This window comes from Nonomuraea montanisoli, from assembly GCF_013363975.1.
GTDB classification, from domain to species: Bacteria; Actinomycetota; Actinomycetes; order Streptosporangiales; family Streptosporangiaceae; genus Nonomuraea; species Nonomuraea montanisoli.
Genome location: NZ_JABWGN010000012.1, coordinates 58177 through 84000 on the forward strand (window position 1 = coordinate 58177; position 25824 = coordinate 84000).

Annotated in this window: 25 protein-coding genes and 1 pseudogene; 9 read left to right on the forward strand and 17 right to left on the reverse strand. The window is 69.7% G+C overall.

Annotation, left to right across the window (positions count from 1 at the left end; genetic code table 11):
- Positions 1 to 17 precede the first annotated feature (17 nt).
- Complete coding sequence (locus HTZ77_RS29960) at positions 18 to 677, reverse strand: TetR/AcrR family transcriptional regulator (protein ID WP_175593078.1); 660 nt, start codon at positions 675 to 677, stop codon at positions 18 to 20.
- 203 nt (positions 678 to 880) lie between these two features.
- On the opposite strand from HTZ77_RS29960, the gene HTZ77_RS29965 reads away from it, so the two are divergent.
- Positions 881 to 2239, forward strand: coding sequence for an MFS transporter (locus tag HTZ77_RS29965; RefSeq protein ID WP_205303897.1), 1359 nt, complete (start codon positions 881 to 883; stop codon positions 2237 to 2239).
- A 318-nt stretch (positions 2240 to 2557) separates the two neighbouring features.
- Here the strand turns inward: HTZ77_RS29965 and HTZ77_RS29970 are convergent, their stop codons facing one another.
- Entirely contained in the window at positions 2558 to 2782 is a 225-nt protein-coding gene (locus HTZ77_RS29970) for a hypothetical protein (protein WP_175593080.1), read from the reverse strand.
- Positions 2783 to 3047: 265 nt separating this feature from the next.
- Between HTZ77_RS29970 and HTZ77_RS29975 the strand changes: the two are divergent.
- A pseudogene (locus tag HTZ77_RS29975) lies at positions 3048 to 3718 on the forward strand (ATP-binding cassette domain-containing protein); the annotation flags it as partial.
- A 10-nt stretch (positions 3719 to 3728) separates the two neighbouring features.
- Here HTZ77_RS29975 and HTZ77_RS29980 read toward each other — a convergent pair.
- Positions 3729 to 4310, reverse strand: a complete 582-nt coding sequence (locus tag HTZ77_RS29980; protein WP_235995400.1) for a TetR/AcrR family transcriptional regulator — start codon at positions 4308 to 4310, stop codon at positions 3729 to 3731.
- 169 nt (positions 4311 to 4479) lie between these two features.
- Between HTZ77_RS29980 and HTZ77_RS29985 the strand changes: the two genes are divergently transcribed.
- From HTZ77_RS29985 to HTZ77_RS29995, 3 genes are all read left to right on the forward strand, one after another.
- Positions 4480 to 5184: an ABC transporter ATP-binding protein gene (locus HTZ77_RS29985; protein WP_205303900.1), complete on the forward strand. Its 705-nt coding sequence runs from the start codon at positions 4480 to 4482 to the stop codon at positions 5182 to 5184.
- Entirely contained in the window at positions 5169 to 7070 is a 1902-nt protein-coding gene (locus HTZ77_RS29990; protein ID WP_175593081.1) for a hypothetical protein, read from the forward strand. Before HTZ77_RS29985 ends, HTZ77_RS29990 begins: the two co-directional genes overlap by 16 nt.
- A gap of 512 nt (positions 7071 to 7582) precedes the next feature.
- A complete protein-coding gene (locus HTZ77_RS29995) occupies positions 7583 to 7861 on the forward strand; it encodes a hypothetical protein (RefSeq protein ID WP_205303902.1) in 279 nt (92 codons plus the stop codon).
- A 64-nt stretch (positions 7862 to 7925) separates the two neighbouring features.
- Here HTZ77_RS29995 and HTZ77_RS30000 read toward each other — a convergent pair whose 3' ends face one another.
- From HTZ77_RS30000 to HTZ77_RS30015, 4 genes are all read right to left on the reverse strand, one after another.
- Positions 7926 to 8342 (reverse strand): NUDIX domain-containing protein, encoded by a 417-nt coding sequence (locus HTZ77_RS30000; RefSeq protein ID WP_175593082.1) that lies wholly within the window; start codon positions 8340 to 8342, stop codon positions 7926 to 7928.
- 111 nt (positions 8343 to 8453) lie between these two features.
- A complete protein-coding gene (locus HTZ77_RS30005) occupies positions 8454 to 9233 on the reverse strand; it encodes a class I SAM-dependent DNA methyltransferase (protein WP_175593083.1) in 780 nt (259 codons plus the stop codon).
- A 169-nt stretch (positions 9234 to 9402) separates the two neighbouring features.
- Positions 9403 to 10593 carry a cytochrome P450 gene (locus HTZ77_RS30010; RefSeq protein WP_175593084.1) on the reverse strand — a complete coding sequence of 397 codons (1191 nt, stop codon included), beginning with the start codon at positions 10591 to 10593 and terminating at the stop codon, positions 9403 to 9405.
- 217 nt (positions 10594 to 10810) lie between these two features.
- A complete protein-coding gene (locus tag HTZ77_RS30015; protein ID WP_175593085.1) occupies positions 10811 to 11290 on the reverse strand; it encodes a hypothetical protein in 480 nt (159 codons plus the stop codon).
- Positions 11291 to 11672: 382 nt separating this feature from the next.
- Between HTZ77_RS30015 and HTZ77_RS30020 the strand changes: the two genes are divergently transcribed.
- Positions 11673 to 12032 carry a hypothetical protein gene (locus HTZ77_RS30020; RefSeq protein ID WP_175593086.1) on the forward strand — a complete coding sequence of 120 codons (360 nt, stop codon included), beginning with the start codon at positions 11673 to 11675 and terminating at the stop codon, positions 12030 to 12032.
- A gap of 635 nt (positions 12033 to 12667) precedes the next feature.
- On the opposite strand, the gene HTZ77_RS30025 is transcribed toward HTZ77_RS30020, so the two are convergent.
- Together HTZ77_RS30025 and HTZ77_RS30030 are read right to left on the reverse strand one after the other, a co-directional pair.
- Positions 12668 to 12847 carry a hypothetical protein gene (locus tag HTZ77_RS30025; RefSeq protein WP_175593087.1) on the reverse strand — a complete coding sequence of 60 codons (180 nt, stop codon included), beginning with the start codon at positions 12845 to 12847 and terminating at the stop codon, positions 12668 to 12670.
- 84 nt (positions 12848 to 12931) lie between these two features.
- A complete protein-coding gene (locus HTZ77_RS30030) occupies positions 12932 to 14266 on the reverse strand; it encodes a GH1 family beta-glucosidase (protein WP_175593088.1) in 1335 nt (444 codons plus the stop codon).
- Positions 14267 to 14328: 62 nt separating this feature from the next.
- Here HTZ77_RS30030 and HTZ77_RS30035 point away from each other — a divergent pair, with 62 nt between their 5' ends.
- Complete coding sequence (locus HTZ77_RS30035; protein WP_328808848.1) at positions 14329 to 14955, forward strand: TetR/AcrR family transcriptional regulator; 627 nt, start codon at positions 14329 to 14331, stop codon at positions 14953 to 14955.
- 91 nt (positions 14956 to 15046) lie between these two features.
- Here the strand turns inward: HTZ77_RS30035 and HTZ77_RS30040 are convergent, their stop codons facing one another.
- From HTZ77_RS30040 to HTZ77_RS30060, 5 genes are all read right to left on the reverse strand, one after another.
- Positions 15047 to 16309, reverse strand: coding sequence for an MFS transporter (locus HTZ77_RS30040; RefSeq protein ID WP_175593090.1), 1263 nt, complete (start codon positions 16307 to 16309; stop codon positions 15047 to 15049).
- The gene (locus HTZ77_RS30045) at positions 16306 to 18366 is read right to left on the reverse strand and encodes an alpha-galactosidase (protein ID WP_175593091.1); all 2061 of its coding nucleotides are present in this window, start codon (positions 18364 to 18366) and stop codon (positions 16306 to 16308) included. Before HTZ77_RS30045 ends, HTZ77_RS30040 begins: the two co-directional genes overlap by 4 nt.
- Before the next feature lie 812 nt (positions 18367 to 19178).
- A complete protein-coding gene (locus HTZ77_RS30050; protein ID WP_175593282.1) occupies positions 19179 to 19988 on the reverse strand; it encodes a substrate-binding domain-containing protein in 810 nt (269 codons plus the stop codon).
- A 313-nt stretch (positions 19989 to 20301) separates the two neighbouring features.
- Entirely contained in the window at positions 20302 to 20724 is a 423-nt protein-coding gene (locus HTZ77_RS30055; RefSeq protein WP_175593092.1) for a putative quinol monooxygenase, read from the reverse strand.
- A gap of 74 nt (positions 20725 to 20798) precedes the next feature.
- A complete protein-coding gene (locus HTZ77_RS30060; protein ID WP_175593093.1) occupies positions 20799 to 21458 on the reverse strand; it encodes an NADPH-dependent FMN reductase in 660 nt (219 codons plus the stop codon).
- Between the two features lie 108 nt (positions 21459 to 21566).
- Here HTZ77_RS30060 and HTZ77_RS30065 point away from each other — a divergent pair, with 108 nt between their 5' ends.
- Positions 21567 to 22052 carry a MarR family winged helix-turn-helix transcriptional regulator gene (locus HTZ77_RS30065; RefSeq protein ID WP_175593094.1) on the forward strand — a complete coding sequence of 162 codons (486 nt, stop codon included), beginning with the start codon at positions 21567 to 21569 and terminating at the stop codon, positions 22050 to 22052.
- Positions 22053 to 22358: 306 nt separating this feature from the next.
- Here HTZ77_RS30065 and HTZ77_RS30070 read toward each other — a convergent pair whose 3' ends face one another.
- The 3 genes from HTZ77_RS30070 to HTZ77_RS30080 all read right to left on the reverse strand — a co-directional run bounded on the left by HTZ77_RS30070 (position 22359) and on the right by HTZ77_RS30080 (position 24580).
- Positions 22359 to 23162, reverse strand: coding sequence for a maleylpyruvate isomerase N-terminal domain-containing protein (locus HTZ77_RS30070; protein WP_175593095.1), 804 nt, complete (start codon positions 23160 to 23162; stop codon positions 22359 to 22361).
- A gap of 276 nt (positions 23163 to 23438) precedes the next feature.
- Positions 23439 to 23576, reverse strand: a complete 138-nt coding sequence (locus tag HTZ77_RS30075; RefSeq protein WP_175593096.1) for a hypothetical protein — start codon at positions 23574 to 23576, stop codon at positions 23439 to 23441.
- A gap of 197 nt (positions 23577 to 23773) precedes the next feature.
- Positions 23774 to 24580 carry an LLM class flavin-dependent oxidoreductase gene (locus HTZ77_RS30080; RefSeq protein ID WP_175593097.1) on the reverse strand — a complete coding sequence of 269 codons (807 nt, stop codon included), beginning with the start codon at positions 24578 to 24580 and terminating at the stop codon, positions 23774 to 23776.
- A 284-nt stretch (positions 24581 to 24864) separates the two neighbouring features.
- On the opposite strand from HTZ77_RS30080, the gene HTZ77_RS30085 reads away from it, so the two are divergent.
- On the forward strand, positions 24865 to 25638 hold the full coding sequence (locus tag HTZ77_RS30085; RefSeq protein ID WP_205303906.1) for a methyltransferase domain-containing protein: 774 nt from the start codon (positions 24865 to 24867) through the stop codon (positions 25636 to 25638).
- Positions 25639 to 25824 lie beyond the last annotated feature (186 nt).

Below are 25824 nucleotides of genomic sequence, written 5' to 3' on the forward strand. Positions count from 1 at the left end.
GCCGGCAGCGCGGTTTGTCAGGTGTCGTCACAATGCCGGTGCGACTTCGGCGTCGCGCGGCTGATCGCGACGAGTTCGTCGAAGTCGACCGCGACACCTTGCAGGAGTACGTCGACGACGTGGCCCGCGAGTTCGACGGGGAAGTGGGCCTCGCCGAACATGTTGCCCTGGAACACCACGGACGCCAGCATGTCAACGACGAGGTCGGCGTTGAGGCCGGGCCGCAGATGCCCGCGGTCGAACGCACGCGCCACCGTGGCGGCGACCGCGTGGCGGGCAGGCTGGATGAGTGTCGAAGTCAGGTGCTGCCGAAGCCCAGGGTCGGCCGAGCAGTCGGCCAGCAGGGGAGCGAGTACGCCCGGCGGCACCCGCCGCAGCAACGCGTCGGCCAGCGACTCGAGACTGACGATGAGATCGCACCGGGTGCAGCCGGTGTCCGGCACGGGCGGCGTGACCAGCACGGTGACCAGCGCACAGATGATCAGCCGCTGCCGCTTCGGCCAGCGTCGCAGTATGGACGGCTTGGTCGTGCCGGCCCTGGTGGCGACCGCTTCCAGGCTGAAGCGCGAATAGCCGTTCTCCCTCAACACCTCGAGGGTCGCCTCGAGGACGGCCTGGTCGATCGCCGGGTCCCTGGGCCGGCCGGTTGCAGGGCGCTCTGGCGCGCGCGATGCCATACCGGAAAGCATACGGGCGCGTGATCTGTGGTTTCAGCCTTGTGGTGATTCATGGGTCACTTACGATACGATCCGTAAAGTAACGAAATCCCCCAGCGAGGATATGCGAGCCTCTGATGACCCAGATTCGAGAAGACGCAGAATCCGCCGTCGCCCGCGAGCCCGGCAGTTGGACGACCCTGCTGAGACCACCACACCTCGCTGTGACGACCGTGCTCGCAGGGGGCACCGCCCTGCACGCGATCAACATCTACCTGGTGACCGCGATGCTGCCATCGGTCGTGGCAGAGGTCGGCGGTCTTCGCTTCTACGCGTGGAACACGACACTGTTCATGTTCGCCTCCGTGGTGATGTCCGCGTTGGTACCGAAGTGCCTCGCTTCGCTTGGTCCACGCAACTCCTACCGGCTTGCGTTGGCCGCGTTCGCCCTCGGCACTCTCGCGTGCGCGGCGGCTCCCACCATGGCCGTGCTGCTCGTGGGCCGTACCGTGCAGGGCATCGGTGGCGGGCTGCTGGTCGGCCTGTCCTACGCCATGATCAGCACGACGCTGCCTGCTCCGCTGTGGACTCGTGCGGCGGGGATCCTGTCCGCGATGTGGGGCGTCGGCACGCTCGTCGGTCCCGCGCTCGGCGGCGCCTTCGCCCAGTGGGGACAGTGGCGCTTCGCCTTCCTGCTCCTCGTACCCTTCGCCATCGCGGTGGCCCTGCTGCTTCGGTCGACGATGCCGGGCGTCCAGGCGGACAACGAAACCGCGCCGGTGGCGTACGGGAACCTTGCGCTCGTCGCTGCCGCGGTGCTGGCTGTGAGCGCGACGAGCCTGTCCCGCCAGGCTTGGGTCAACTTCGGCGGACTCGTCGCCGCCGCGCTGCTGCTCGGACTGTTCATTCGCCGCGAGCGGACCCGGCCGCGGCGGCTGCTGCCCCCGACGGCCTTCACGCCCGGCTCGCCGTTGCGACCGCTGTACGCGACGCTCACGGTGTTGGTCGTCGCCAGCACCACCGAGATCTTCGTGCCGTTCTACGGCCAAGAGTTGGGTGGCGCCGCCCCGCTGTCGGCGGGATTCCTCGGGGCGGCGATCGCGGCGGGCTGGACGGTCGGCTCGATGGCCAGCGCAGCTTGGACGGACAAGGCGCGACTGCTTGTCGGTATCGGACCGGTGGTCAGCTCCGTCGGTCTGACTGGCATGGCCGTGATGTCGTGGCCGTCGGCCTCGCTCGTGACGGTCCTCTGCTGGGCGGTGCTGCTGTTCGTCGCGGGCAGCGGAGTGGGCATCACGTGGCCGCACATGACCGCGGCCGCCATGACCGTCGGTGAGACCCCACAGGAGAAGAACACCGCCGCCTCCTCCATCACGACTGTCCAGCTGGTGGCCACGTCGCTGGGCGCGGCCCTGGCCGGAACGGTGACTAACCTGACCGGAGTCGGCGGAGACGCGACCGAGATCGGTCATTCCGCACAGTGGTTGTACGGAGCGTTCGCCGTCATCGTCCTCTGCGGAGTGTTGTTCTCGCACCGGGTCATCGGGGAACGCATCAGAAGGCACACGAAAGCCGAGTCATGATGAGCTGGGTCCACTACGCGACGGTGTCAGTAAGGTCGGCGCCTGCCCATGGCACACACCGGCCAGATTACGGACCGCGTCAACGCGTTTGACCTTCTTGGCCCGCGCAGTGCAGTGGAACGAAATCCGGCGCTAAGGGAACGCAGCTAGTGCTGTGACCGGAAACGATCACCGGGCTCGCGGGTAGAGCCGCCCTGCCGGTTGGATGGCGCTGATCACGTCCGATCAGGACTCGGTGGCGCAGACGTCCCAGACGACCTCCATGTCGTAGTCGGCGACGTCGCCGACGGCCTGAGCGTAGAGCAGCTGTGTCCCTCGTCAGATCGTGCACACTCCGATCGTCACGGACACTGCCGTGAACAGGCGATCGGCCCACTGGCCGAGCGCTATCCGAATGCGTCGATCGGTCTGGACAACTCTCGCGAGAGTGGGCGTGGCTACTACATCACCGCCTGTTTCAAGCTGCGGCTCGGCGGCCTTGAGGTCGGCGACGGCGGCTTCACCACCTGGACCAGCGAGTTGCTGCGCGAGCACTACCGGCAACTCCGCTCCCTCGGATCAACCCCACCGTGCTCCGGCGGCTCAGTCAGGGAGCTCAGGCTTCTTCGTCGACTTCGAGGAACGCGACGAGAACTACGACTGGCAAGCCGCCATGCTCGCGGTCATCGACCAGACCACAGGAGCGAGGCTGATCAGCGAGTGGCTACAGCCATCCCTGGGAAGCGATCTTCATCAGGGCGTCATCGTCGCTGCTCTTGGTCCGCGAGCCTGCGGACCTTGACCGGTCGCGCAACCCTGCCTTCCTAGCGTGTTGCTCCGGCTGCGCGGCGGGCGCACCGGCATACGCGCCGTCATTTGTGAGAACCTGGAGCTCACCGGCCTGATGCGGCCATTCGACATCGAGATCCGGTACGGCGAACGCATCGGGTTCTCGGCTCCAACAGCTCGGGCAAGTCCACTTTCCTGCAGTTGCTGGAGCAAGCCGCCGACGGCGCGGTGCCCTCGGTACGGCACAGCGATTCGGTGCGGCTGGGAGCACGGGTGGCGTCCGGCCGGTTTGTGCAGGCCCGCGCCCGGCCGGATCTGCACGGCCGCGCTCCGCCCGAGCTGGTCATGACCGGCTACGCGCTCACCTTGAACGAGGCCGTGGCCGCCCTGGCCCGCTACGAACTCGCTCCTGCGGCCAACCAGTGGTTCGAGACGCCATCGGGCGGCCAACAGACCCGCCGGCAGATCCTCCTGCTGGAGTTGTCCGGCATCACCCTGCTGCTGGACGAGCCCACCGACAACCTGGACCTGGCCAGCGCCGAGGCTCTGCATCAGGGGCTGGCCTCCTTCGCCGGCACCGTGCTGGCCGTCACTCACGACCGCTGGTTCGCCGCCGACTTCGATCGCTTCCTGATGTTCGGCGCCGACGGGACCGTCCACGGAGCCAACGAGCCGCTCTGGCGCGAGGGCCGGGTCGAACGCACACACTGAGGGCGCGGACTCAAGGCCTGCATTCCATCCCGGTGAAGAGGGCTTCGATCACGCGGTCGACGTATTCGTGCGTCAGCGGCTCCTGGACGATCAGGGCCCGGAAGTACAGCGGGCCCGACAGGATGTCCATCGCCAGGTCCAGGTCGAAGCCGGGTGACAGTTGCCCTTGGTCGCGTGCCGCCTTCAGCCGGGCGAGGGTCTTCTCCGCCTGCGGGGTGATGAAGTGGTCGTTGAGCGCCGCGGCGACCTGGGGGTTGAGCAGGGCCTCGCCGATCAACGCACGATACAGGGGGCCCACGGGTGGCCGGTCCAGCAGATCCATGGCCGCGTGGATCTGCCGGCGCAGGTCGGCGACGATGTCGCCGGTGTCGGGGTAGTCCAGATCGGACTTGTTCAGCGACAGGAGCGAGTCGAGGAACAGGGCGCCCTTCGACGACCAGCGGCGGTAGATCGTGTGCTTGCCGACGCCGGCGCGGGCCGCGACCGCTTCGATGCTGAGCTTGGCGTAGCCGATCTCCTTACCCAACTCCAGAGTGGTCCGCATGATGGCCTCGGTCCGGTCGGTGGCACGGCTGCCGCGCTTGTCGGTCATCCCACCACCATATCGGAACGGCACGTGCCGTGTTGACACCTCTGACGACCTCCACCATGCTCTGAACGGCACGGCACGCGCCGTTCAGCTACAGGAGGGCACTGTGGGGCCATCAAGCAGATACGCGGCGCTTCGGCTCGCCGCTCTCACCAAGACCTTCGGCCGCAAGATGGTGGTCGACCACATCGATCTGGAGGTACCGCGTGGGTCCTTCTTCGGCCTGGTCGGCCCCAACGGGGCGGGCAAGACGACATCGTTGTCGATGGCAGTGGGACTGCTGCGTCCCGACGGCGGACGGGCCGAGATCTTCGGCCTCGACGCGTGGGCCGACCCCGCGCGCGCCAAGAAGCTGATCGGCGTGCTGCCCGACGGCTTGTCCATGCCCGAGCGGCTGACCGGCCGCGAGCTGTTGCGCTTCACCGGCCTGCTGCGTGGCATGGAGCTCAAGGAGGTCGAGCGGCGTGCGGGCGAACTGTTGGAGGTCCTGGAGCTGGACGAGGCCGAGCGCACCCTGGTGATGGAGTATTCGACCGGCATGCGCAAGAAGATCGGTCTGGCCACGGCACTGCTGCACGCGCCGAGGTTGCTTGTGCTGGACGAGCCGCTGGAGGCCGTCGACCCCGTCTCGGCCGCCAGCATCAAAGTGATCTTGCAGCGTTTCGTAGGCAGCGGCGGCTCGGTGGTGTTCTCCAGCCATGTGATGGCCCTGGTCGAGCAGCTGTGCGACCACGTGGCGGTGATCGCCTCCGGCCGGGTCGTGGCCTCGGGCACGCTGGAAGCCGTGCGGGCGGGCCGGAGCCTGGAAGAGCGGTTCGTGAGCCTGGTCGGCGGCCAGGTCCCCGAGGTGGGTGAGCTGGCGTGGCTGTCCTCCTGATCCAGATGAAGCTGGCCGTGCTGCGGCACTCCATGACCGGCCGGCGCGCCGCCCAGATGGTCACCGGCGCGCTGACCGGGTTGGCCCTCGCGGGGGGTCTGATCGTGCTCGCGGGGCGCGACTACCCGCTCGCGTCCCTGCCGTTCGACCTGTTGGGGGTGGGGTTCGCCCTGTGGACGGCGGGCTGGCTGCTGGGCCCGACGCTGTTCGGCGGCGGCGATGAGACGCTGCGTCCCGAGCATTTCTCGTTGCTGTCGTTCACGCCGCGCCGCTTGGCGGCCGGGCTCGCGGGGGCCGCGTTCGTCGGCGTCGCACCCCTGGTCACGCTCGTGGCCTTCTCCGCGCTCGTGGTGGTAGCCGTCAAGGCCGGGGTCGGCGCGGCGGCCACAGCGGTCGGCGTGCTCGCCGTCGTCCTCCAGCTGGTGGTGTGCGTGCTCGCGTCCCGGCTGGTCACCGCGGTGCTCGGCCAGGTCATGCGGTCCAAGGTGGGCGCGGCGCTGGCCGCTCTTGTCAGCGCCGCCATCTTGGCCGGCCTGCATTCGAGCTGGGTGCTCTCGCCCCTGGTGCAGGCCGCTCTGCGCACCGGGTTCCCCGCCCCCTTCTCCGCCTGCGTTGTGGCGCTGCCTTCCGGCTGGGGTCTGGTGGCCGTGCGGGCGGCCGGGCAGGGACAGTGGCCGACGGTGGCCGTCGCCCTGGCGGGGCTGGCTGCGCTCGGCGTGATGTGTTGGTACGGCTGGGCCGCCTTGCTGAAGCGGCGGCTGACCACCCGGCGCCCGAGCGGCCGCCCGGTCCGGGTGGCCTCCGGCGGCTGGGCCAAGGGCCCGATGACGGCAGTCGCCGCCCGGGAGCTGCGCACCTGGTCTCGGGACCTGCTGCGCTTTCACTACCTGGTCTTCGCCCTGTGTTACGCCTTGGCGTTCTGCCTGCTGCCGCTGGCCATCGACGCGCCGATCTTCCTGCCCTGGACCGGAGCGGTCTTCGCTCTGTGGGTCGCGGCCATCTCCGCCAACCTCTACGGCGAGGACGGCACCGAGCTGTGGTGCAAGATGATGGTTCCCGGCGCCGCGCGCCACGACGTGCGCGGCCGTCAGCTCGCCTGGCTGCTGGTCACCGCGCCGCCGACGCTCGTCTTGACCGCCGCCATGGTCGTCTTCACCGGCGAGTTCGGCCTGTGGCCCTGGTTGGCGGCGCTCGTGCCCGCGCTGCTGAGCGGCGGCGCGGGCGTGACCGTGCTGATGTCGGTGCTGCGGCCGGTGCCCATGACCGACCCGCACCGCAGAGGCGGCAACCTGCTGGAGAACGGCACCGACTTCGCCCAGGTGCTGCTGGTGCTGATCCTCACCGCGGCGACGGCCGCCCCCGCCTATTTCGCGGTCCGGCTGGGGCCGGTCTGGGCGGGACCGGTCATGGGCCTGGCCGGCGGCGCCGCGATGGCTTGGCTGCTAGGGCGCCTCGCCGCGACCAGACTCGAATCGAGCGCGCCCGAGTTGCTCCTGCACCTGCGCACTGGCGTCTCGCCCAAGCGGAGGCGACCAGCCGCAGCCCTGGATCTGGCGCGGCCGCACCTGCCCAAGCCCGACCTGGGCCTGGACAAGCTCGGCCTCGACCTGGCCCCGACGGGCCGGCGCGCGTACGTCATCGCGAGCCTGACCCTGTGCTGGGTGCCCCTGGTGGCCCAGGGCATCGTGCCCGCACTCATGCTGACCACCGGCCATGTCACCCCCTCGTGGCTTTTGGCCCTGCACCTACCGCAGCATCTCCAATGGCCCACCATCATCGCCATGATTGCCCTCGGGCTCGTCCTGCTGACCACCGGACTGGGCATCGGCCTCTACTACCTGGCCAGGTCACGGCGAGACGGCATCAAACTCGACGACGGCCCGTGACACTGCCTTCCAGCGGCCAGCCTCATCGCAGAGAGCCACTTTGCGGCCAGTGACACCGACCCGAGCGGGCGCCCGTGTAGGCAGGTCCTGCCGGTTGGACGGCTGATCGGGTTTCGGCGGTCGGGAGGCCAAGTGGCGCAACCGATCAAGGTCCGCAGGCTTACTGACTCGGAAGGGCGGAGGCCGCAGTAGATCGTGCGGCGCGGCACGATGAGCACGGTTCGCCATCGACGGGCGACCATGGACGGTCTCCGGAGGCGGGCCCCTTGGCCGGTGCCGGGGACGGCGCCCCCGGCACCGGCAACAGCACCGTGTGGGGCAAGTGCTGGAACAACGGCAACAGGACCGGCGAGGCGCGGCTCGTCCACTGGTGAAGTACGCGCTCGACAACGGCACCAGACAGCACAGCACGGGGCTGGGGCGTCAGCCCACCGCGTACGCGCGCGTCAGGGTCTGTGTCACACGGCCGCCTCGGGTGTCGGCGACAGTGGCGCACAGGGATACGAACCGAGATGACCGAGGCCGATCTGCGGGAGACCGAAGCCGGAAAGATTGTCGTCAAGCCGGGTTGCGACATGAGATCGCCGCACGAACCTTGGTCCGATCCTGTCGAGGCCGAGGCGCTGAAGGTTCGACTCGACGATCTGCACCGAGCGAAGATCCGGCTCGCTGATGAGGTGCTCGTAGTCGGCGACTACATCGGAGACAGCACCCGAGCCGAAATCGCCTACGCCCGATCGCTGGGCAAGCCCGTGCGGTTCACGCACCCCGAAGTCGACCTCGACGCCTGACCGCCCACCCCCACACCCTCCGCAGGCACCCCTTGGAATTGATCATCTAGATGACGATTGAATGTCACGTGACGAGCACGGCGGTGAGCATCGAGAGATACGACTCGTGGGCGAGACACAGGCTGTCAAGGTCGGACGTCTCGAACCACGCCACAGCGTCATGCTCGTCCGGCGCGGCGTTGACAGGTGTTCCGCTCCACCTGTCGACCAACCAGATCTGCATGTCGAACGTCGCGGTCCGGATCTCATGCATCGGCGGACCGGACGGCTCCGATGCCGTGATTCCCAACTCCTCCCGAAGCTCGCGGACAAGGCTCTCCTTCGGGTCCTCCCCCTCCTCGACATGACCGCCCGGCAGGTCCCACACGTCGGGATACCACCGGCGTCCGGCGCTTCGATGACACAGCAACACCCGATCGCCGTCGCGAAGAACGGCCGTCACAATCCTGACCGGACCGGAGACGTCAGCGGAGATCCTCATCCGCGACATTCTGCCCCATGCGGATCTGAGTTCGGTCAACTTGGCCAAGATGACTATGGGCGCTTGGCCAGAGCGAGGAGTTCGGCGACCAGCGCGCCATCCCGGCCGACGTCAGCCGGCCCGGCGGGCGACGTACAGGATGCGCTCGTGGTCGGTCTCGTCGGCCGAGTCCCGCGTCGACGTCCCCACCAGCCCGTGGGCGGCCACGACGTGCAGTCCGGACAGCTGGGCCACCTCGCGCACCGTCCGATCGGAATGGTGCTGCTGCACGTGGCGCATCGACAGCCGCTCCCAGCCCGCGCCGTTCCGTTCGAACAGGTCGAACTGCGTGACCACGACCGCGTCGGCCTCGATCCGCGGGGACTGCGCGAACCAGACCACGTACCGATCGCCCCGGTCGGCGACCGTGGGGACGCTGAACATGCGGCGGTAGTAGCCGATGGTGTTCAGGTCGAAGACCAGCACCCCGTCCTCGGCGAGCTGGTCACGGGCGGCCGTCAGCGCCTGTCGCAGCTGGTCCGTGCCGATCAGGTACGTCATCGGCACGTCCACGCAGGCGACCACGTCGAAGCCGGTCAGCCCGGGTGGGGGCTCCTGCAGCCGTCCCACCAGGAACCCGACCTCCTCGGCCCCGGGCCGACGGCGGGCCATCGCGACCATCGCGGGGGACAGATCGTAGCCGGTCACCTCGAACCCACGCTCGCGGAAGGCCACGCTGCTGCGGCCGGTTCCGCAGCCGGCGTCCAGCAGCCGCCGACCGCCTGACCCGTACCGATCGACCGCCTCCACGAAGCGGGCCACGAGGCTGGAGGTGTCCATCCGCGCGTTCAGCTCGTCGTAGCGGGCCGCGATGCTCTCGTAGGCGGCCAGCGTCTCATCCACCTGCGACATGCGTGCCTCCTGGGTGCGGATGTCCCACCTCATCGGGAGCGGAGCCGTGCCGGGCCGCCGGGCCCGGCACGGCCGCCGGAGACGGACTACCAGATGAACCAGGCCTGCCGGTTGATCCGGCGGCCGGTGACGCGGCGCAGCAACTTCCTCATGGAGTTCACCTCCTTTCTCAACGAGCGAAGGGGGTCCGGTGCAGTTGGAACGGTGGAGGGGTGATGATGCCCGCCACGTGGGGCTGTCCGCGACCGCCGCGCACTTCAAGACGGGCGCTGTCGGTCACCGCGGCGAGCAGGCCGGAGGCCAGGTGGCGGGCGACGACGGCGCCGGCGCAGGTGAACGGGCCGCCGCCGAAGGGCAGGTACGGCCCACGGGGGCCGGGGCCGTCCCACCTGCCGGGCCGGAACCGGGCGGCCTCAGGCCAGTGCCCTTCGTCGCGGTGCAGCAGATAGGCGCAGACCGACACGCTGTCCCCCGGCTCCAGCCGCACGCCGCCGACCTGATGGGCGCGCAGCACGGGGCGGCCCAGCAGCCACGCCACCGGCCATAGCCGCAGCGACTCCCGTACGGCCGACTCCGCGCGCACGGCCGCCAGGTCGACGCCCTCGTTCGCGGCTTCCAGCAGCGCCCAGGCGACCACGTGGCCCACCGGCGCCACCGAGGTTCGGAAGAGCAGCAGATATACCTGGGCGAGCTGCGCGGCAGGCGTATCGGGCGGGGCGGCCTCGAGTACGGCGTCCAGCAGGTCGCCCCGCCCGCCGGGCCGCGGGCCGGCCCGGCGGGCGAGTACCTCGCCGGTGAGCGCCCGCACCACGCGTGCCCACAGCGCCCGCCACATCACGCTCGCCAGCCAGCCGCTGGGACGGATCAGGACATCATTCCGCACCACCTGCTCCATCAGCTCCCGCAAGAGCGGCGGGCTGTCCGGCCGCAGCAGCGCCTCGGACAGGAACCGGTACACGGCGGCCCGCCCGGCCGACGGCCACTCGCTGACCTCTCCCAGCTCCGCCACCACGGCGGGCAGCCGCTCCCGATGCGCGGCCAGATGGGCGCGCAACGTCGCGCGGGCCGCCCGCCCGATCGCGACCTGCGTCTCCCGCGGCTCCAGCCGGCCGCCGCGGACATGGAAGAAGTCGGACACGTCGTCGTAGTGGCCCTCCTCGTCGTGCAGCACCCGCAGGGCCTCCGCCGGGTCGGCCACGCACAGCGACCCGTCGTCGGGCAGCCGGAACACCGGGCCCCGCTCGCGGGCCGCGTGCTCGACGAACCCCAGCGGGTCCCGGTGATACCACCGCGCCGCCCCATACGGCCACGGCCGCGCCCCGCCGGGAGCCGCCCGATCCGGTTCTCCGACCGTCGTCATTCCCACCTGCCCCATGCATCCGTGATCTCGGGTGTACGCGCACGCCCGCCGCCTGCCGGTACGCGGTAACGGCGGCAAGGACGACACCAAATCAGGAATAGTGCCGGTTAATAAGTGAACGGTGAGGAGTATCGCCACTGAACTTACAGAATTGGAGGAATTTCGGCAATGAATGCGCTGCGTCGTAGTGGCATTGCTGACCGTGTGGAAGATGGCGCTATTTTTCCGAGAAAGCGCCGCCGGGCGCGAAGGTGAAATGGCATTTCACGGTGAGTGCACATGAAGGCTTCCCGAACCCCGCGCGGGTTACGGTGCCGGCATGCTGGTGCGCCTGCTGTGGAAGCCTCCGCCCCGGCAACGGGCTATGGCCACGGACGCACCGCATCGCGACGACGTCGAGCGGCGGGTGCTGCGGGCGGCGATGCAGGCGATCGTCCGCGATGCCTTCCAGCAGACGGCCGCCAAGCAGAACAGCGAGCATCGCGGGCCGGCCGAGTTCGCCGATGGTGAGAGGCCTCCTTGCTCCTCTCCTGGCGCAAGATACCGTCGAGGTGCCGGGCTGGGCCGAGATCCCCATCGCCGAGCTGGATACCGATCTTGGGTGGAGCCGGTACGCCGCCGCCGGCCAGGCCAGATCGGAAACGATCGCGCGCCAACGCCATGCCCAGCCGCCGTCGAGGAGCGGACGACGCTCCAACCGTGTCGCATGAGTTCTCCATCGCCGCCGGTGGTTCGGCACTCTTGCCTGCGCGAACTGGAGACCCGCCACCCGGGCCTGACCTGGCACGCCACCGGGCGGTACGCCCATGCCCAGGGCTTTTGCCAGCGATACCGGCAACGCAGCGACAGCCCATGGACCGCCGACCGGCACCCCTGCCCGCACTTCTGAGCGTTCGATCCGCCTCTCCACCAGCCACCGTTGATCTCTCGGTAAAGGGCAGCGTGTTCTGCCAGGGGCAGCTGATGAACCAGCCCCCCTGCGCGACACCGACTGGCTGACGCGCAAGGCCATTGACCACGACAAACGGTTCCCGCGCACTCGGCACCGCCACCCGGCGCCAGGTCGCGCCCAAGGCGGTATGCGGCAGCGCCCCGGCGACCGGCCGCCGCCGGCCTACATCGTGCGCCACAGCACGCTCGACCAGCCAGCGAGGCTGTCGCCCTTGCAGTGGTGCAGGCCCCGCGAGTGCCTGGCCGACCGACTACCCCAGACGTTCCCCGACGTCTACCCTGGCGAGGACGGCACGCGCGGTGTCTACCCGCGCCGGTACCTGCTGCTGAACCGCCAGGTCGATGCACAGGGAAACTACCAGGGCGAGGGCGCAGTACTGCTCGACGAACGCCCCGTGGAGGACGAGCCGTTCGTCGTCACCTGGAACACCGGCGAGCTGGTCCAGTCGGGCCTGGTCCGATGGACACTCTCCCACGCGAGCCCCTGACCCAGATCGGCGAGCGTGGCATCAAGCGTACGCAGTGCCGGCCAGCGCCGGCCGGCATGCATGGAGACAAGGCACACGCCGACGACCGCATCGGTGGCCCCGACCGCGTCGCCGTCATGCTCTTCAACACCGTGCCTGCCACCTGCTGCGCGTCCTGGCCGACATCGCCTTCTACCGTGGACGACAGGAGATGACCCCTGGCCAGACCAACACCGATGGTGAGCAGGGAGCTTGGGCCTCGTAAGGGTGAGCTGTCGGTTTGCTGGGTGAGGTACGGGCGAAGCCCGTTGCTTTTTGTAGCTGGGAGTTAGTTGTACATCCCGGGCGCCTTTACAAAGTAAGTTGAATTGGGCCGATTGGGAGATTACGGGAAGCCAGAATGCGGCACGGCGGTCGCTCCCCAGGTAGGCCCCGCTCCGTTTTGCAGGGATTGAGTCATTTCGCTCCGCCCTCGCATGACGCGCCGACGAAGTCTGAGGTGTTTCGCCTGCTCATGAGCCGTAGCGCAGCCAGTGCCCAGCGGCCATGGCGTTGGCGACGCCCTGGCGTGCAGCATTCGACCTCCGCAACTCCCCCGATCTCGACTCGACCAGCACACGCCTGTCCCAGGGGCCCCGTGCCCTCTTCAGACTGCCTCAAGCCCCGGCGAGGGCGCTCAGCATGCGCCTCATGAACATGGCCAGGTGGTTGGCCATGTTCAAGGCGAGCCCGGCGACTTGCCCGGTGCTGCGCAGCCGGATCGCCGCGACCTCGATACCCGGCAGGACGCTCGTGGCGGCGGCGGTGAAGGGCGCCACGGTGAACGTGGCCGGCACAGCGTGGCCACCAGGCTGCCGCACGCCGGCGAACCGCTCGACGCGGTGCGCACCCTGCTCGGCTGCGCGAGTCCGCAGGGAGGCTCAGGCGCGCTGAGCGCGAATGAGGTCGCGGTACCAGGCGAAGGAGGCTTTCGGGGTGCGGACCTGGGTGTCGTGGTCGACGTGAACGAGACCGAAGCGCTGGTGGAAGCCCTCGGCCCATTCGAAGTTGTCCATCAGGGTCCAGGTGAAGTAGCCCCGGACGTCCACGCCCTGGGCCACGGCGGCGTCGACGGCCTGGAGGTGGGTGTCCAGGTAGTCGATGCGGTCGAGGTCGGGGACGGTGCCGTCCGCGGTGACGACGTCGTCGACCGAACAGCCGTTCTCCGTGATGTAGACCGGCGGGAGCGCCGGGTAGCGCTCCTTGAGGCCGACGAGCAGTTCCCGCAGGCCATCGGGGACGACGGGCCAGCCGAACGCGGTGCGGCGGTAGCCCTCGATGGGAGCCTCTTCGAATGGCAGGCCCTCGGATGTCGGAGCCTGGATCCGGGTCGGGTTGTAGTAGTTGATGCCGAGCGCGTCCAGGGGCGCCGCGATCAATGCGAGGTCTCCGTCCTGGACGGAACCGCCGAGGGTGGCGTCCGCGCCATAGGCCGACAGGTCAGGGTAGGTGCCCGCGAGGATCGGGTCGTTGAACAGGCGGTTGTGCAGGTTGTCGTAGGCCTCTGCGGCGGCGCGGTCGGCGGGGGCGTCCGAGGCGGGCCAGACCGGGGTGCAGTTGTTGGCGATCATCACCTGGAGGCCGCGTTCGCGCAGTTCTCTCAGCGCCAGGCCGTGGCCGAGCAGCTGGTGGTGGGCGACCGGCAGGCAGTCGAGGAACAGAGCACGGCCCGGCGCGTGGGTGCCGAGGCCGTAGCCCCAGACCATGTGGATGAACGGCTCGTTGAGGGTGATCCACTTCTGGACGCGGTCGCCCAGCCTGCCGGCCATGATGGCGGCGTACTCGGCGAAGCGGTGGGCGGTGTCGCGGTTCAGCCAGCCGCCGTCGTCCTCGAGGCCCTGCGGGAGGTCCCAGTGGAACAGCGTCGGGACGGGTTCGACGCCGCGCGCGAGCAGGCCGTCGACCAGCCGATCGTAGAAGTCCAGGCCCTTGAGGTTGATCTCGCCCTTGCCGGTCGGCTGGATCCGGGGCCAGGCGATCGAGAAGCGGTAGCCGGTGAGGCCCGCCTCGGCGATCAGCGTGAGGTCCTCCTCGTACCGGTGGTAATGGTCGCAGGCCACGTCCCCGGTGTGCCCGTCGCGGATCGTGCCGGGGCGAGCGGTGAAGGTGTCCCACACCGACGGGCCGCGGCCGTCCTCCTTGGTGGCGCCCTCGATCTGGTAGGACGCCGTCGAGGCGCCCCAGATGAAGTCCGTGGGCAGATGGTTCAGTGCCATGTCGATCCTCCGCTAAACATGAGTCTTGGTCATGTTAGATGGGTCAATGGGATGATGGAAGCGTGAACCAAGATCGCGCCCCCGGGACGCTGCGCCGCCGCCCCGTCCAGAAGCGCAGTGTCGAACGCTTCGAACGGCTGCTTGACGCCTGCGCCGAACTCCTGGACGAGGTCGGCTACGCCGCGCTCACCACCAAGGAGGTGGCACACAGAGCCAAGGTGCCCATCGGCACCCTTTACCAGTTCTTCTCCGACAAGGAGGGGCTCACCGGCGCGCTCGCCACCCGCAACCTGGAGTCCTTCCTGGAGCGGGTCGCGGCCCGGCTGGAGCGCGAGAAGCCCGAAGACGTCTCGGGCATCGTGGATGTGGCCGTCGGCGAGTTCGTCACCATGCGCCGGACGATCATCGGGTTCGGCGTGGTCGACTTCGGTGCGGCGGGCCAGGACCACATCCTTGATCCGGCCCTGGACAACAACACCGCGGTCGCCGGACGGCTGCGCTCACTGGCAGGCGTTCAGGACGACGCCGATCTGGAGATCCCCGTGCGGGTGGCCCTGGAGTGCGCGGACAGCGTGCTCAAACTGGCCTTCCGCACTGATCCGCAGGGCGACCCCCTGCTGATCGCCGAGTGCAAACGACTCCTCAACAGCTATCTGAACGATCGCATCCGGCCGCCGTTGATCTGTTAGCGAGGCCACAGCTCAAAAGCCTGGTCTCCATGGAGAGCGGCGGCGGCGCCCTCCTCGCCGACGTGCAGCCGGAGGACGCCGCCGCTGCCCGTCAACGGACGCTTCTGACCTTCCAGACCAGCACCGCGCCCAGCGCGGACATGGCCGCCGAGCAGAGGAACAACGAGTGGTAGCCCCCCAGATCGACGAGCACGACCGAGGCGATCGGAGGCACCAGCACGTACGGCAGGGAGCCCATCAGGTTGGCCAGGGCCATGTCCTTGCCCCGGTCCGCCGAGGCCGGGAGCACCTGGGTGACCAGGGCGGTGTCGACGGCCAGGTAGACGCCGTAGCCGACGCCCAGGATGACGGCCGCGACCAGTGTCATGGGCCAGGTGGGCGACAGGGCGAGCGGGATCGCGGCGGCGGCCATCGTGACGCCGCCGAGGAAGACCAGCATGCGGCGCTTGCCCAGCCTGTCGGAGAGCCAGCCGCTGAGGACGACCGTCGAGACGGTGGCCAGGCAGTTGACGCCGATCACGATGAGCAGGCCGTCCTCGGTGGACCGGCCGGGGAACAACTGCTCGTAGTGCAGGACGTCGTCCAGGAAGTACGGCATGTAGAGCGTGCCCAGGCCGTAGCCCAGGCCCATGATGAACCGGGAGCTCATCGCCCAGACGAAGTCCGGGTGCTCACGCGGACTGATCCGGTAGCCGTCCAGGAAGGCGCGCATCGAGAACGGCTCGCGGAGGCCGCCGGCCAGCGGCGGGTCCTTCATGCCGACCGCGAACAACACGATCAGCAGCGGGAACGCGGCCATCAGCGCGTACTGCGCGGAGAACCCGGTGACCAGCCCGAGCAGCAGCCCGCCCGCGATCATGCCGCCGGCCTGCGGAACCGCGGCCCAGCCCAGCACCACACCGCGCTGCGTGACCGGAACCTGGTCGGGCACCACGGGGCCTATCCCGGCACCGATGATCATGAAGCTGGCGGACAGCACGAGAGAGCCGAGCGCGACCCCGGCGACCGTCGTCTGGAGGCCGGTGCAGACCAGCGCCACCGTGCAGAGCAGCGAGCCGGCGATCATCCACGGCCGGCGGCGGCCGAACCGGCCGGTGGTGCGGTCGCAGAGCGCGCCGGCCAGCGGCGCGATGACGATTCCCGAGATCGCGCCCATCATGCTGACCCAGGCGTAACTGCCGACTTTCCCCGCCGGGTCGATCTGGGCGATCTGTTCGGGCATCAGGAACGTGGTCGGCACCTGCATCGGGATGAACATCCCGACGTTGGCCAGGACGTAGAGGACCACCCAGCCGGGGCCGACCTTGCGGGTCGGCTCGGCGAGGGCTTCGGGCCGTTCGGGGACGAGGGTCACCGGGGCACTCTCCTGAGGTGGACGAGCTCGCTCGTCCAGTCGAAGGACAGCAGCGGCGGCAGGCCGTGGCCGAGCAGGACGGCGCCTTCGTGCACGGCACCGGTGGCCACATCCCGGTAGCGGGCGTCGGGGTCGAGGCCCTTCAGCCGAGTGCGGACGACAGAGCGGTTCAGTGCGGACGGCTGGAACTGGAAGACGACGACCTCGTCCTCGGTGAGGTACTGCACGGCGTCGTGGTCGAGCCGGTACAGGGCACCGCCGTGAACCACTGGCCGGATCCGCTTGTACTGCTCGACCAGCATCCGGGCCCAGGCCAGGTCCTCCTCGCTCCACTTCCGCAGATCGCCGCCGATGCCCATCGCCCCGGCCATCGAGACGTGGAAGCGGTACCGGATCGAGGTCGGGCGGGCGGTGAAGCTGTTGGGGCTGTCGGTGACCCAGGCGCCCATGGTCCGGGCGGGCAGCAACTGGCAGTGGCCATGCTGGATCGCGATCCTGTCGGCGGCGTCGGTGTTGTCGGACGTCCAGACCTGATCGGCGCGGGCCAGCACGCCCAGGTCGGCCCGGCCGCCACCGCCCGCACACGACTCCAGGTACAGGCCGGGACGGGCGGCGCGCAGCCGGTCCATCACCTCGTAGACGCCGCGCGTGTGCTCGATCCAGATGCGGTCGGGGTCGGCGGCCCCAGGCTGCCCGACCTCGCTGAAGGACCGGTTCATGTCCCACTTGAGGAAGACGACGTCCAGCTCGGTGACGGTCCTGACCAGCCATTCGACCGCCCATTCGCGGACGTCGCGGCGGGCGAAGTTCAGCACGTGCTGGTTGCGGCGCAGGGTGCGGGTGCGACCGTCCTGGTGGAGGATCCAGTCAGGGTGCGCACGGAACAGGTCGCTGTCGGGGTTGACCCCCTCGGGCTCGACCCACAGGCCGAATCCCATGCCCAGCGCGCGGACACGGTCGGCGAGCGGGCCGAGACCGGCCGGGAAGCGGTCCGGGTTGGGCCACCAGTCACCGAGGCCCGCCATGTCGCTGGTACGGGTGCCGAACCAGGCGTCGTCCACCACGAAGACCTCGATGCCGACCCCGGCGGCCAGCTCGGCCAGCTCGGCCTGCTGCTTCTCGGTGATGTCGAACTCGGTGGCCTCCCACGAGTTGAAGATCAGAGGGCGCTCGGCCGGACGGGCGGGCAGCACCTGGCGTTCGATGTAGGCGTGCCAGCGGCGGCTGGCGCCGCCGAAGCCGTCGGGGGCGTAGAGGCCGGTGAAGACCGGGGTCTCCAGGCTCTCGCCGGGGACCAGTTTCCAGACCAGGCCCTCGTGGCCGAAGCCGCCGGTCCAGGAGGCGCGGCCGTAGGGGTCGCGACGCAGGGTGATCCGGCGGCTGCCGCTCCAGGCCAGGGCCGCGCTCCAGACCTCGCCGTGCTCCTCCGTGGCGTCGTGCGCGTCGAGCATCAGCCAGGGTCCGGCGTGCTGCCCTGTGATGCCAAGGCGGCTGGTGAACACGGTCTCACCGACGGGCACCCGGTCGCGCTGGAGCTGGAACTCCCGGCCCCACTCCCCCACCACATGGCTGACCCGGTAGTCGTCGCGGGCGGGCAGCGTCCAGGCGGCGGAGTCGAACCGCAGGACGTCCACCGGCTCATCCGCGGTGAGGACGGCCCAGCGTTCGATCTGGTCATGGCCGTCCAGGATCCGGTAGTGAAGGTCGAGACCGAGGGAGCGGACACGGTCGGCGAAGGAGAGCGTGAGCCGGCCGCCCTCGACCGTGTGTGAGAGGAACCGCCACTCGAAGCCGCGGACGCCGTCGTCGAACCGGACGGTCAGCGACGGCGCCCCGAACCGCAGGCCGCCCTCGACGACGTACTCCTCACCCCCGGCATCGTCGCTGCCGGGGTCCTCGGCGGGCAGGTCGGCCGCGATCACGACGGCCTGCTCCAGGGTGAGCGGCCGGCCCCAGTGCACGTGCCGGGGGACGTCGTCGGCGTCCAGTTGGAAGGCGTAGGAGGTGCCGGGCGTGCTCAGTAGCCAGAGGCGGGCTTCGGGGTGATGGCTGATCATGCAGGCCTGATCCTTAAATATGAACGCTGCTCATGTTCTGCCCATATGCTAGGGACGCGAACCCGCCACGCCAACCCCTTGGCGGAGGCCATCGTGGGAAATGGGGAAGGTTGTGGCGATGCTGCCGACCCGGGTCGCTACCGACACTCCGCGTCACGACCACCGTCAGGGGTCTCGTCGCTCATCGGGGCGGCAATGACGCGCACCCAGCTCGCCCGAGAGCCCGGCATGCACCCCGCCACCATCGGGCGAGCGCGGGTTTCTGCCTGATCGTGTTCGCGTCGGAGGCGGTCGGGCGGCAGGGGCGGCCCGCCTGGGGTTCGGCCTGATGCTGAAGTTCTTCGAACAGGAGGGCCGGGGCGCGCAGGTCACCTGATGCACATCCCGACCGGACCGGCCGGCCAGCGGGATGGGGGTGGGCTCAGCGGCCCGCCGGCGAACAGACCGGAGATGAAGCGGTCCAGGTCACCCGTGGTGGAGGTCGCGCCGGCGGGTAGCCCTACACGTTGAGGTCGACCCGCCCACCCTTGCTCATGGTCAGACAGCCGGGCAGATACGGCCGGGGCACGGGCCGTGCTATGGCCCGGCACGGCGGCCCTGGTCTGGTGCACTTCAGCGGCTTCAGGATGCGCGGTAGCCGGAGGAGGTCGAAGGTGAGAAGTCAAGGCGGCGCTCGATCTCCTCGTCCGGGGAGGTGGCCGGGGCGCCCTCGCGTTCCCTGGGGCAGGACCCTCCGACTTCACCCGCAGCGCGGGCGCCACCATCGGAGGGCCGCCGCAGCCGGCCATGGGTGCACTGATGACAGCACTGGGTCAGGTGGAGCCACGGCAGACCAGCATCGGAACGATCACCGGGTCCGGCGGTGACGGGGGTGGGACCGCACCGGGCAGAAAGGCCGCGACGTGTTCCACGGCGAGAATGCCGAGGCGGTGCTTGTCGATGGACAGGGTGGTGAGCGGGGGGTCCACCAGTTCGCCGAGAGTCAGGCCGTCGAAGCCGACGACAGCGAGGTCACCGGGGACGGATCTGCCGAGCGCGATGGCCTGACGCATGGCGCCGAGCGCGATGAGGTCGTTGTAGGCGAAGACGGCGGTGACGTCGGGATGCTCGGCGAGGAGCCGCTCCATGGCAGCGGCGCCACCCTGGACGGAGTTGCCGGCGGGCAGCACCCAGGTCTCGTCGACGGGCAGGCCGAGTCGGGCGGCGAGCGACAGGAACCGGTCGCGTCGGGCGTCGACCGGACGGTAGGTGGCGTGCTCGCGATTGTCGATCATGGCGATGCGGACGTGACCACGTTCGACGAGGTGAGAGATGCCCTGTTCGACGCCTGCTTCGAAGTCGATGCTGACGCCGGGGATGGTCGTTTCGGTGCCCTCCTTGTCGAGGAGGACGAGGGGCACCCCTGCGGAAGCCAGAGCGGCGATGGCGTCCGGATCCGTGAGAAACCCGACGCAAGCGTCCGCTTGAGCGCTGACGGTCTGGGAGACCTGGCGTTCCTTGGCGAGGTCCGAGCTTGTGGTGTAGACCACGACCTGCCACCCCCGGCTGTCGGCGGCGTGCAGGACGCCTGCGGCGACCTCGGGGAAGAACGGGTTGAGCACATCCGCGATGACCAGGGCCAGAGTGGGAGGTGGCCACCGGTCAAGTCAAGGTCACAGTTCAGCCGAAGGTGATGCCGGATGATGCGGAGGAGTTCAAAGGCGACCTTTGCATCTCCGCGCGGGCGTCGGCGCGATCTGGCTTGTGTCACTTCCAAGATCCAGTAGAGCGACGGGGCACACTGAGCTGATCAAGCGCTGTGGGCAACGGTGGCAGTGGACCGGCGGCGGATCAGGCGTGGTGAGCCTGGCTTCCGCCGGGGGCAAGATGGCCCGCCCGTGTCCGCTCAGCGCGTTCTCGGCGCCGCCGGGGTGCGCGGCGATGGCCTTGCCGAGTTCAGCGCCGTTGTCCATGGCCAGGTTGGCGCTCGGCCCGGGGCGCCGCGTTCAGCGGGTGGATCTCCTGGACAGGCTCGCCGGACATGTCCTCGAAGATCAAGTGTTTCGTGGCCATGTATTCCGCCATGTAGTCGCGCTGACCGTGGGTCGTGACGGCCTGGACGCTGACCCAGTGCTCCAGGAGGGTGAACAGGTGCGGGTTTTCGCGATCCTGGAAGACGCGGAACTCCAGGCAGTCCGGGTTGGCACGGATCGGGCCGGCGATCTTTTCCAGCGCCCGCTCGGCTGCCTCGATCTTGTCCGGCCGGGCCCGCAGCCGCACGGTGAAGACTATGGGCCCCGGGTACTCCTTGGGGGACGCGGCCTGCCTACGGTCTTTGGCCTCGTCCGGTTCCGGGACGGCGGAGAGGGTGTCGGACACGGGTTCCCACTTTCACTGGCTGGACTGGCGGTGACTGCCGGTAGGTGATGGTGTGGCGTCCGTCGGCGGCGACGTCACGCCGCTGACTCCTTGGCGGCGTCCGCGTCGAGCATCGCGGTGCGCAGCCGGATCCGGCCCGGCAGCAACTCCCCGGCTGCGCGGGCTTGCTCCAGTGCGACCGACCACCACGCCAGATCATCGAGTACGACATCGAGTCCCACGTTCGCCAGGGGGCTCGTCGGCCGACCGGCGTCATCGAACGCGTCGTTGACGAACGGGATCACGACCGTGTTGCGAAGCGGCACGGCCTCTGTCTCCACCACGATCTGGGCGAGGTGCTCGATCGCCCGTATCCCCCCGCCGATGCCGGCGCTGTAGCCGACGACGGCGACCGGCTTATTGCGGAACGCGAAGGACGCCCAGGCCGAGTCGATGGCGTTCTTCAGGACACCCGGGAGGCTGTGGTTGTACTCGCCTGTCACGACGATGTAGGCATCCGCGTCCTTGATCTTCCGGTTCCATGCCTTCACGACCGGCTCGGAGTACGTCGGGTCGTTGATGTCGCCCAGGGTGCCGAAATGCTCGGAGAAGAACGGCAGCGGCCAGTCTCGCAGGTCCAGCACCTCGACATCGAAGCTTCCGTGGTCGGCAGCGACGGACGCCACCCAGGGCGCCACCCTGTCCGCCGCCCTGGTCAGGCGAGTGGTTCCCACGATGATCTTCAGCTTGGACATCCGCGCCTCCGGGTTGTGATCAACAGATCGTGAGTGTATCCCCAATCATTGCAAAGTACCAATCATTTCCGAAGCACCGATCATTATGGACGAGGATACGCTTGCCGGATGGAAAGCACGCGGACGACCTTCGAGAGCCTGTCCATGCCGCTGATCGCCCACCTTGCACGCATGGGACGGCGTGCCGTCGACGCGTCGATCGAGCCCGGCGGTCTTCGCCACCGGCAGGTCATCGCGCTCAACCTGCTGAGCCAACGCGGGGCCATGAGCCAGCAGGCGGTCGGGGAGATGCTCGGCCTTGATCCGAGCAACGTCGTCGGACTCCTCAACGAACTCGAGGAGCGTGGGCTGACGATCCGCCGTCGCGACCCGGCCGACCGCCGAAGGCACATCGTCGAACTCTCCGAAGGCGGCGAGACGGCACTGAAGGCGGCTCAGGCGCGACTCGCGAGAGTTGAGGACACGATGCTCCACGCGCTCAGCCCCAAGGAGCGCGCAACCCTCCACGAGCTGCTGTTGCGCGCGGTAGGCACCGATCGCCCCGACTCCGACGAGAGCGGTCCGCGCCCCGCGTCGCCACCTCAATGCGACTGAAGTGGCAGTACCTCGGCGAGGGGCCCGCACTGATCGCGACGATCGGCACCCGCCCCTGGGCACGCCTCAGCGACCAGCAGCGCCACCAACGCTGTCCCCGCTCAAGCACAAGAACCTCAGCGTCCTGGGCCGCTCCAGCTTCACCCCCACCCAGCCGGCGGGCGGCACCCCTACGCCCGCCGCGCGACCCGGACGCGTGTGCCGCCGCCTTGGTCAGCCGCTTCGCAGCCGTGACGGTCTGCTCCCCCGCGGCCCGGAGGCCGCCACGGCGTGGTTGCAGCCGTTGGCGGGAGGCATCGTCACGTCCTACTCGGCCGGGTCCCAGGCACTGAGCTGCTCGAAGATACGTCGGTCGCCGTCGAGCTCCAGGGAGTCGATCGGGATACGGTCGTGCAGGATGAAGACCAGCTCGCCGGCCGTGCCCCGAGCGGAGAAGAAGGCGGCGGCCGCGTTCGGGTCCTGGCCGGCAGCGGTGGCCGGCATGGTGCCGGCCCCGGGGAGGCGGGCGGTCCGTGCGCCGTCGGCGGAGAGCGAGAGCCGCCAGGAACGCCCCTCGGAGGCGTGGAAGTCGATGGCAGCGGGCTTGTGCGGCCAGGCACTCGTCGTTGCGACGCAGGTGGACAGGAACTCGTCGACACCGTCCAGCGCCACCTCGACCGGCAGCGGCTGCGGGGCACCTATGGTGATCTGGGCGTCGTACGTGTGCACCGCCATCTGCTGGAGCTGGTGCCGAGCTACGGCACCGGAGGTCTGCGGCGACTGCGACGCCTCCCACCACGTCCAGCAACCGCGATCCGGGCCGGCCTTCCGCAATGCGTCCAGCAGGTGCTCCGTGGACTCCGCCAACCAGGCCAGCAGGGCCTCGCGCTCCCGAGGCGCAGCCGGGGCGCCCTGCGCCGCGGACTTGGCCGGAGCAGGCCCTGCCGCGACAGTGACGGCCCAGTCGCGGCGCCCCTCGCCGATGTGCTGCGCCAGATCGAACAGCGTCCACTCGGGGCAGGTCGGCACCTGTACGTCGAGGCTGGGCGCGGAGGCGACCGCGGCGCGGAAGGCAGTCGACCGTTCGTCGATCAGTCGCAGCAGAACGGGGAACTCGAGTGTCGTTGTCACCCTGAATCTCTATCACTGTCGTTCCGCACAGCCGCCATCGCGGGCGGACCCTCACCACCGCGGAGAAAGGAGCGCCGGCAGCGCATCGGAGGCCTGCTGCGGTACCACCGCCTGCTGCACCCCGGACGAGGAAGCCCTCGACCGGCCCAGAGCCCGGCCGAGGCGAAGGCCGCCGCCGACTGCGCGCGCGGCAGCTGAGGCACGGACCGGACGGGAGGCCGGTGAGCACGGCGACGACGCCGGGCCGCGGTGCTGACCGGCGCACCGGTGTCCGGGTCAGCCCTCGGCGTCCTCGCCGTCTTTCTGGGAGGCCTCGGCCGGGTCGCGCAGGGGCCGAAGCACGCCGCCTGCCGGGGTCGAGCCGCGGAAGCTGTAGCGGCCCAGCACGTTCAGGTAGCGGGTGGTCCACAGCACCGCGCGGCGTTCAGCACCAGGCCGAGCGCGCCGAGCGGTGATCGCGCTGAGGATTCAGAGCCAGGATGCGAGCGGGCCACTGCTCGATCTGGACGAGGGCCCGTCCATCCACGGTCATCCACATCCTCCCCGCCGCCCTGGGACGCCAGGAGCCTGAGCATCGAGCTGTCCTGAGCCATGTCCGCGCCGCAGGTGCTTCACGCGGGCGGGCCCGCCTTGACGCGCTGCACCAGTCGTTCCACCGACCCCCGGTAGCTGTGGAGATGTTCCAGCCACCACGTGGCGCCCGCCTCGGCGTAGTCCCGCACCGACGAGCCGGGCTCGCTCACCCCGATGACCGCCACCTCGAGGTCACCCGCAGTAGCCCGGTGCCGGCGCAGCTCACTGACCTGAGCGGCCAGGGAGCCGGCCGAGAGCGTCATGCGGCCCTCCCGGTCGTCGCCAGCGACGATCCAGCCGTCCCAGCGCGCGGCACGCCGAAGGGCGCCCGGAGCCGTGCCGCCGACCCACACCGGGACCCGGGGCCGCTGGAGGGGCAGCGCCGCGAGCCGCACCCCATCAACGGTGTAGTGAGCGCCCCGGTGGTGCACCTCCTCGCCGGACCAGAGCGCGACCATCACGTCGAGCGCCTCGTCGAGCACGACCCCGCCGGGACGCGCAGAGCCGAAGGCGGTGAACTCCTGCCTCACGCCGCCCAGCCCAGCGCCCAAGATCGCGCGGCCGCCGCTCAGCCTGTCGAGCGTCGCAACCGTCTGGGCCAGCCTCTCCGGACGGTGCCGGGCCACGGCCGTCACCGCCGTGCCCAGCCTGATCCGCGAAGTCGCCTGCGCCGCCGCGGCCAACGTCACCCACGGGTCGGCCGATGGCATGCCCCAGGCGAAGGCCAGATGGTCCCACACCAGCACGGCGTCCCACCCGGCGGCCTCGGCCTCGCAGGCGAGGGTGACCAGGTGTGCCGGCTCCGCTAGGTCACCGAGGATCGCGACGTCGATGCCATAACGCATGCCCCCACCCAAGCACCCGGTACCGACACTCTGTTGGGGCCGCGATCGCTCAGCGCGGCATCGACGAGCGGTGAGCGCTGTCGAAGAGAGGTCTGGTCTCATTCCATGTCGCGCTGACACAGCACGCGGGAGGTCGTGAGGATGTAGGCATGAGTTCATCGCAGCCCCTCGCCGCCCACGCGTCCGAGCCGGACACAACCTCAGGCGGGGCGGTGAATACTGCCGGCGCGGGGTCCGGCCCCCCGTCGCCGCGCACCCCTGGGTCCGCCCCGGGTCACCGCTACTTGCTCGACAACGCCCGGGTGGAGGCGGGCGAGCGGTTCACCTGGCTGGCCGAGCTGTTCGACGGCGTCACACTAGGGCACTTCGACCGGCTCGGACTGAAGGCGGGCTGGCGCTGCTGGGAAGTCGGCGCCGGAGGCCCCAGCATTCCCGAGGCACTCGCCACGGCCGTCGGGCCCACCGGTTACGCGCTGGCCACGGACATCAATCCGGCCTGGTTGGACCCGCACGGCGGGTACGAGGTGCTCCAGCACGACATCGTCGGGGCCCCGCCGCCGCAGCCAGGCACGTTCGACCTGGTACACGCCCGGCTCGTGCTCGTCCACGTGCCCGACCGTGCCCGCGCGTTGGCGACGATGGTGGCGGCGCTGCGCCCCGGTGGCTGGCTGCTGGTCGAGGACGCCGATACCGAGCTGCAGCCGCTGGCCTGCCTTGATGAGGTTGGCCCGGCACAGCAGCGCGCCAACCGGCTGCGGCGCGCCGTCCGGGAGTTGATGACCCGCCGCGGCGCCGACCTCCGCTACGGCCGCACGCTGCCGCGGGCGTTGCGCGCGGCCGGCCTGGTCGATGTCACGGCGACCGGCTGTTTCCCGGTCGGCGGGGTAGCCTGCGACCAGCTGGAGGCCGCGACGGTGCGCATGGTCCGCGCCGAGTTGCTCGCCGCTGGGTTGGCCGACGACGCCGAGATCGACGCGCACCTGGCCGCCATCGATGCCGGCGAGCTCGACCTCACCCTCGCGCCGCTGATCTCGGCATGGGGACGCCGCCCGGGATAGCCCGCGGCGTCCGAGCCGTGGTCAGCCACAGGCCGGTGAATACGGCGTTGGCCGGCGTCGGCCACGCCGCGATCGACGACGTGGAGATCCGGGTGGCGGCGCTCGATCCGCACGTGTGATCTCGCCGGACTCAACGCCATGCTGAGCCACATCATCAGCGCGTCCGAGCCGGGTGATCGCAACCGC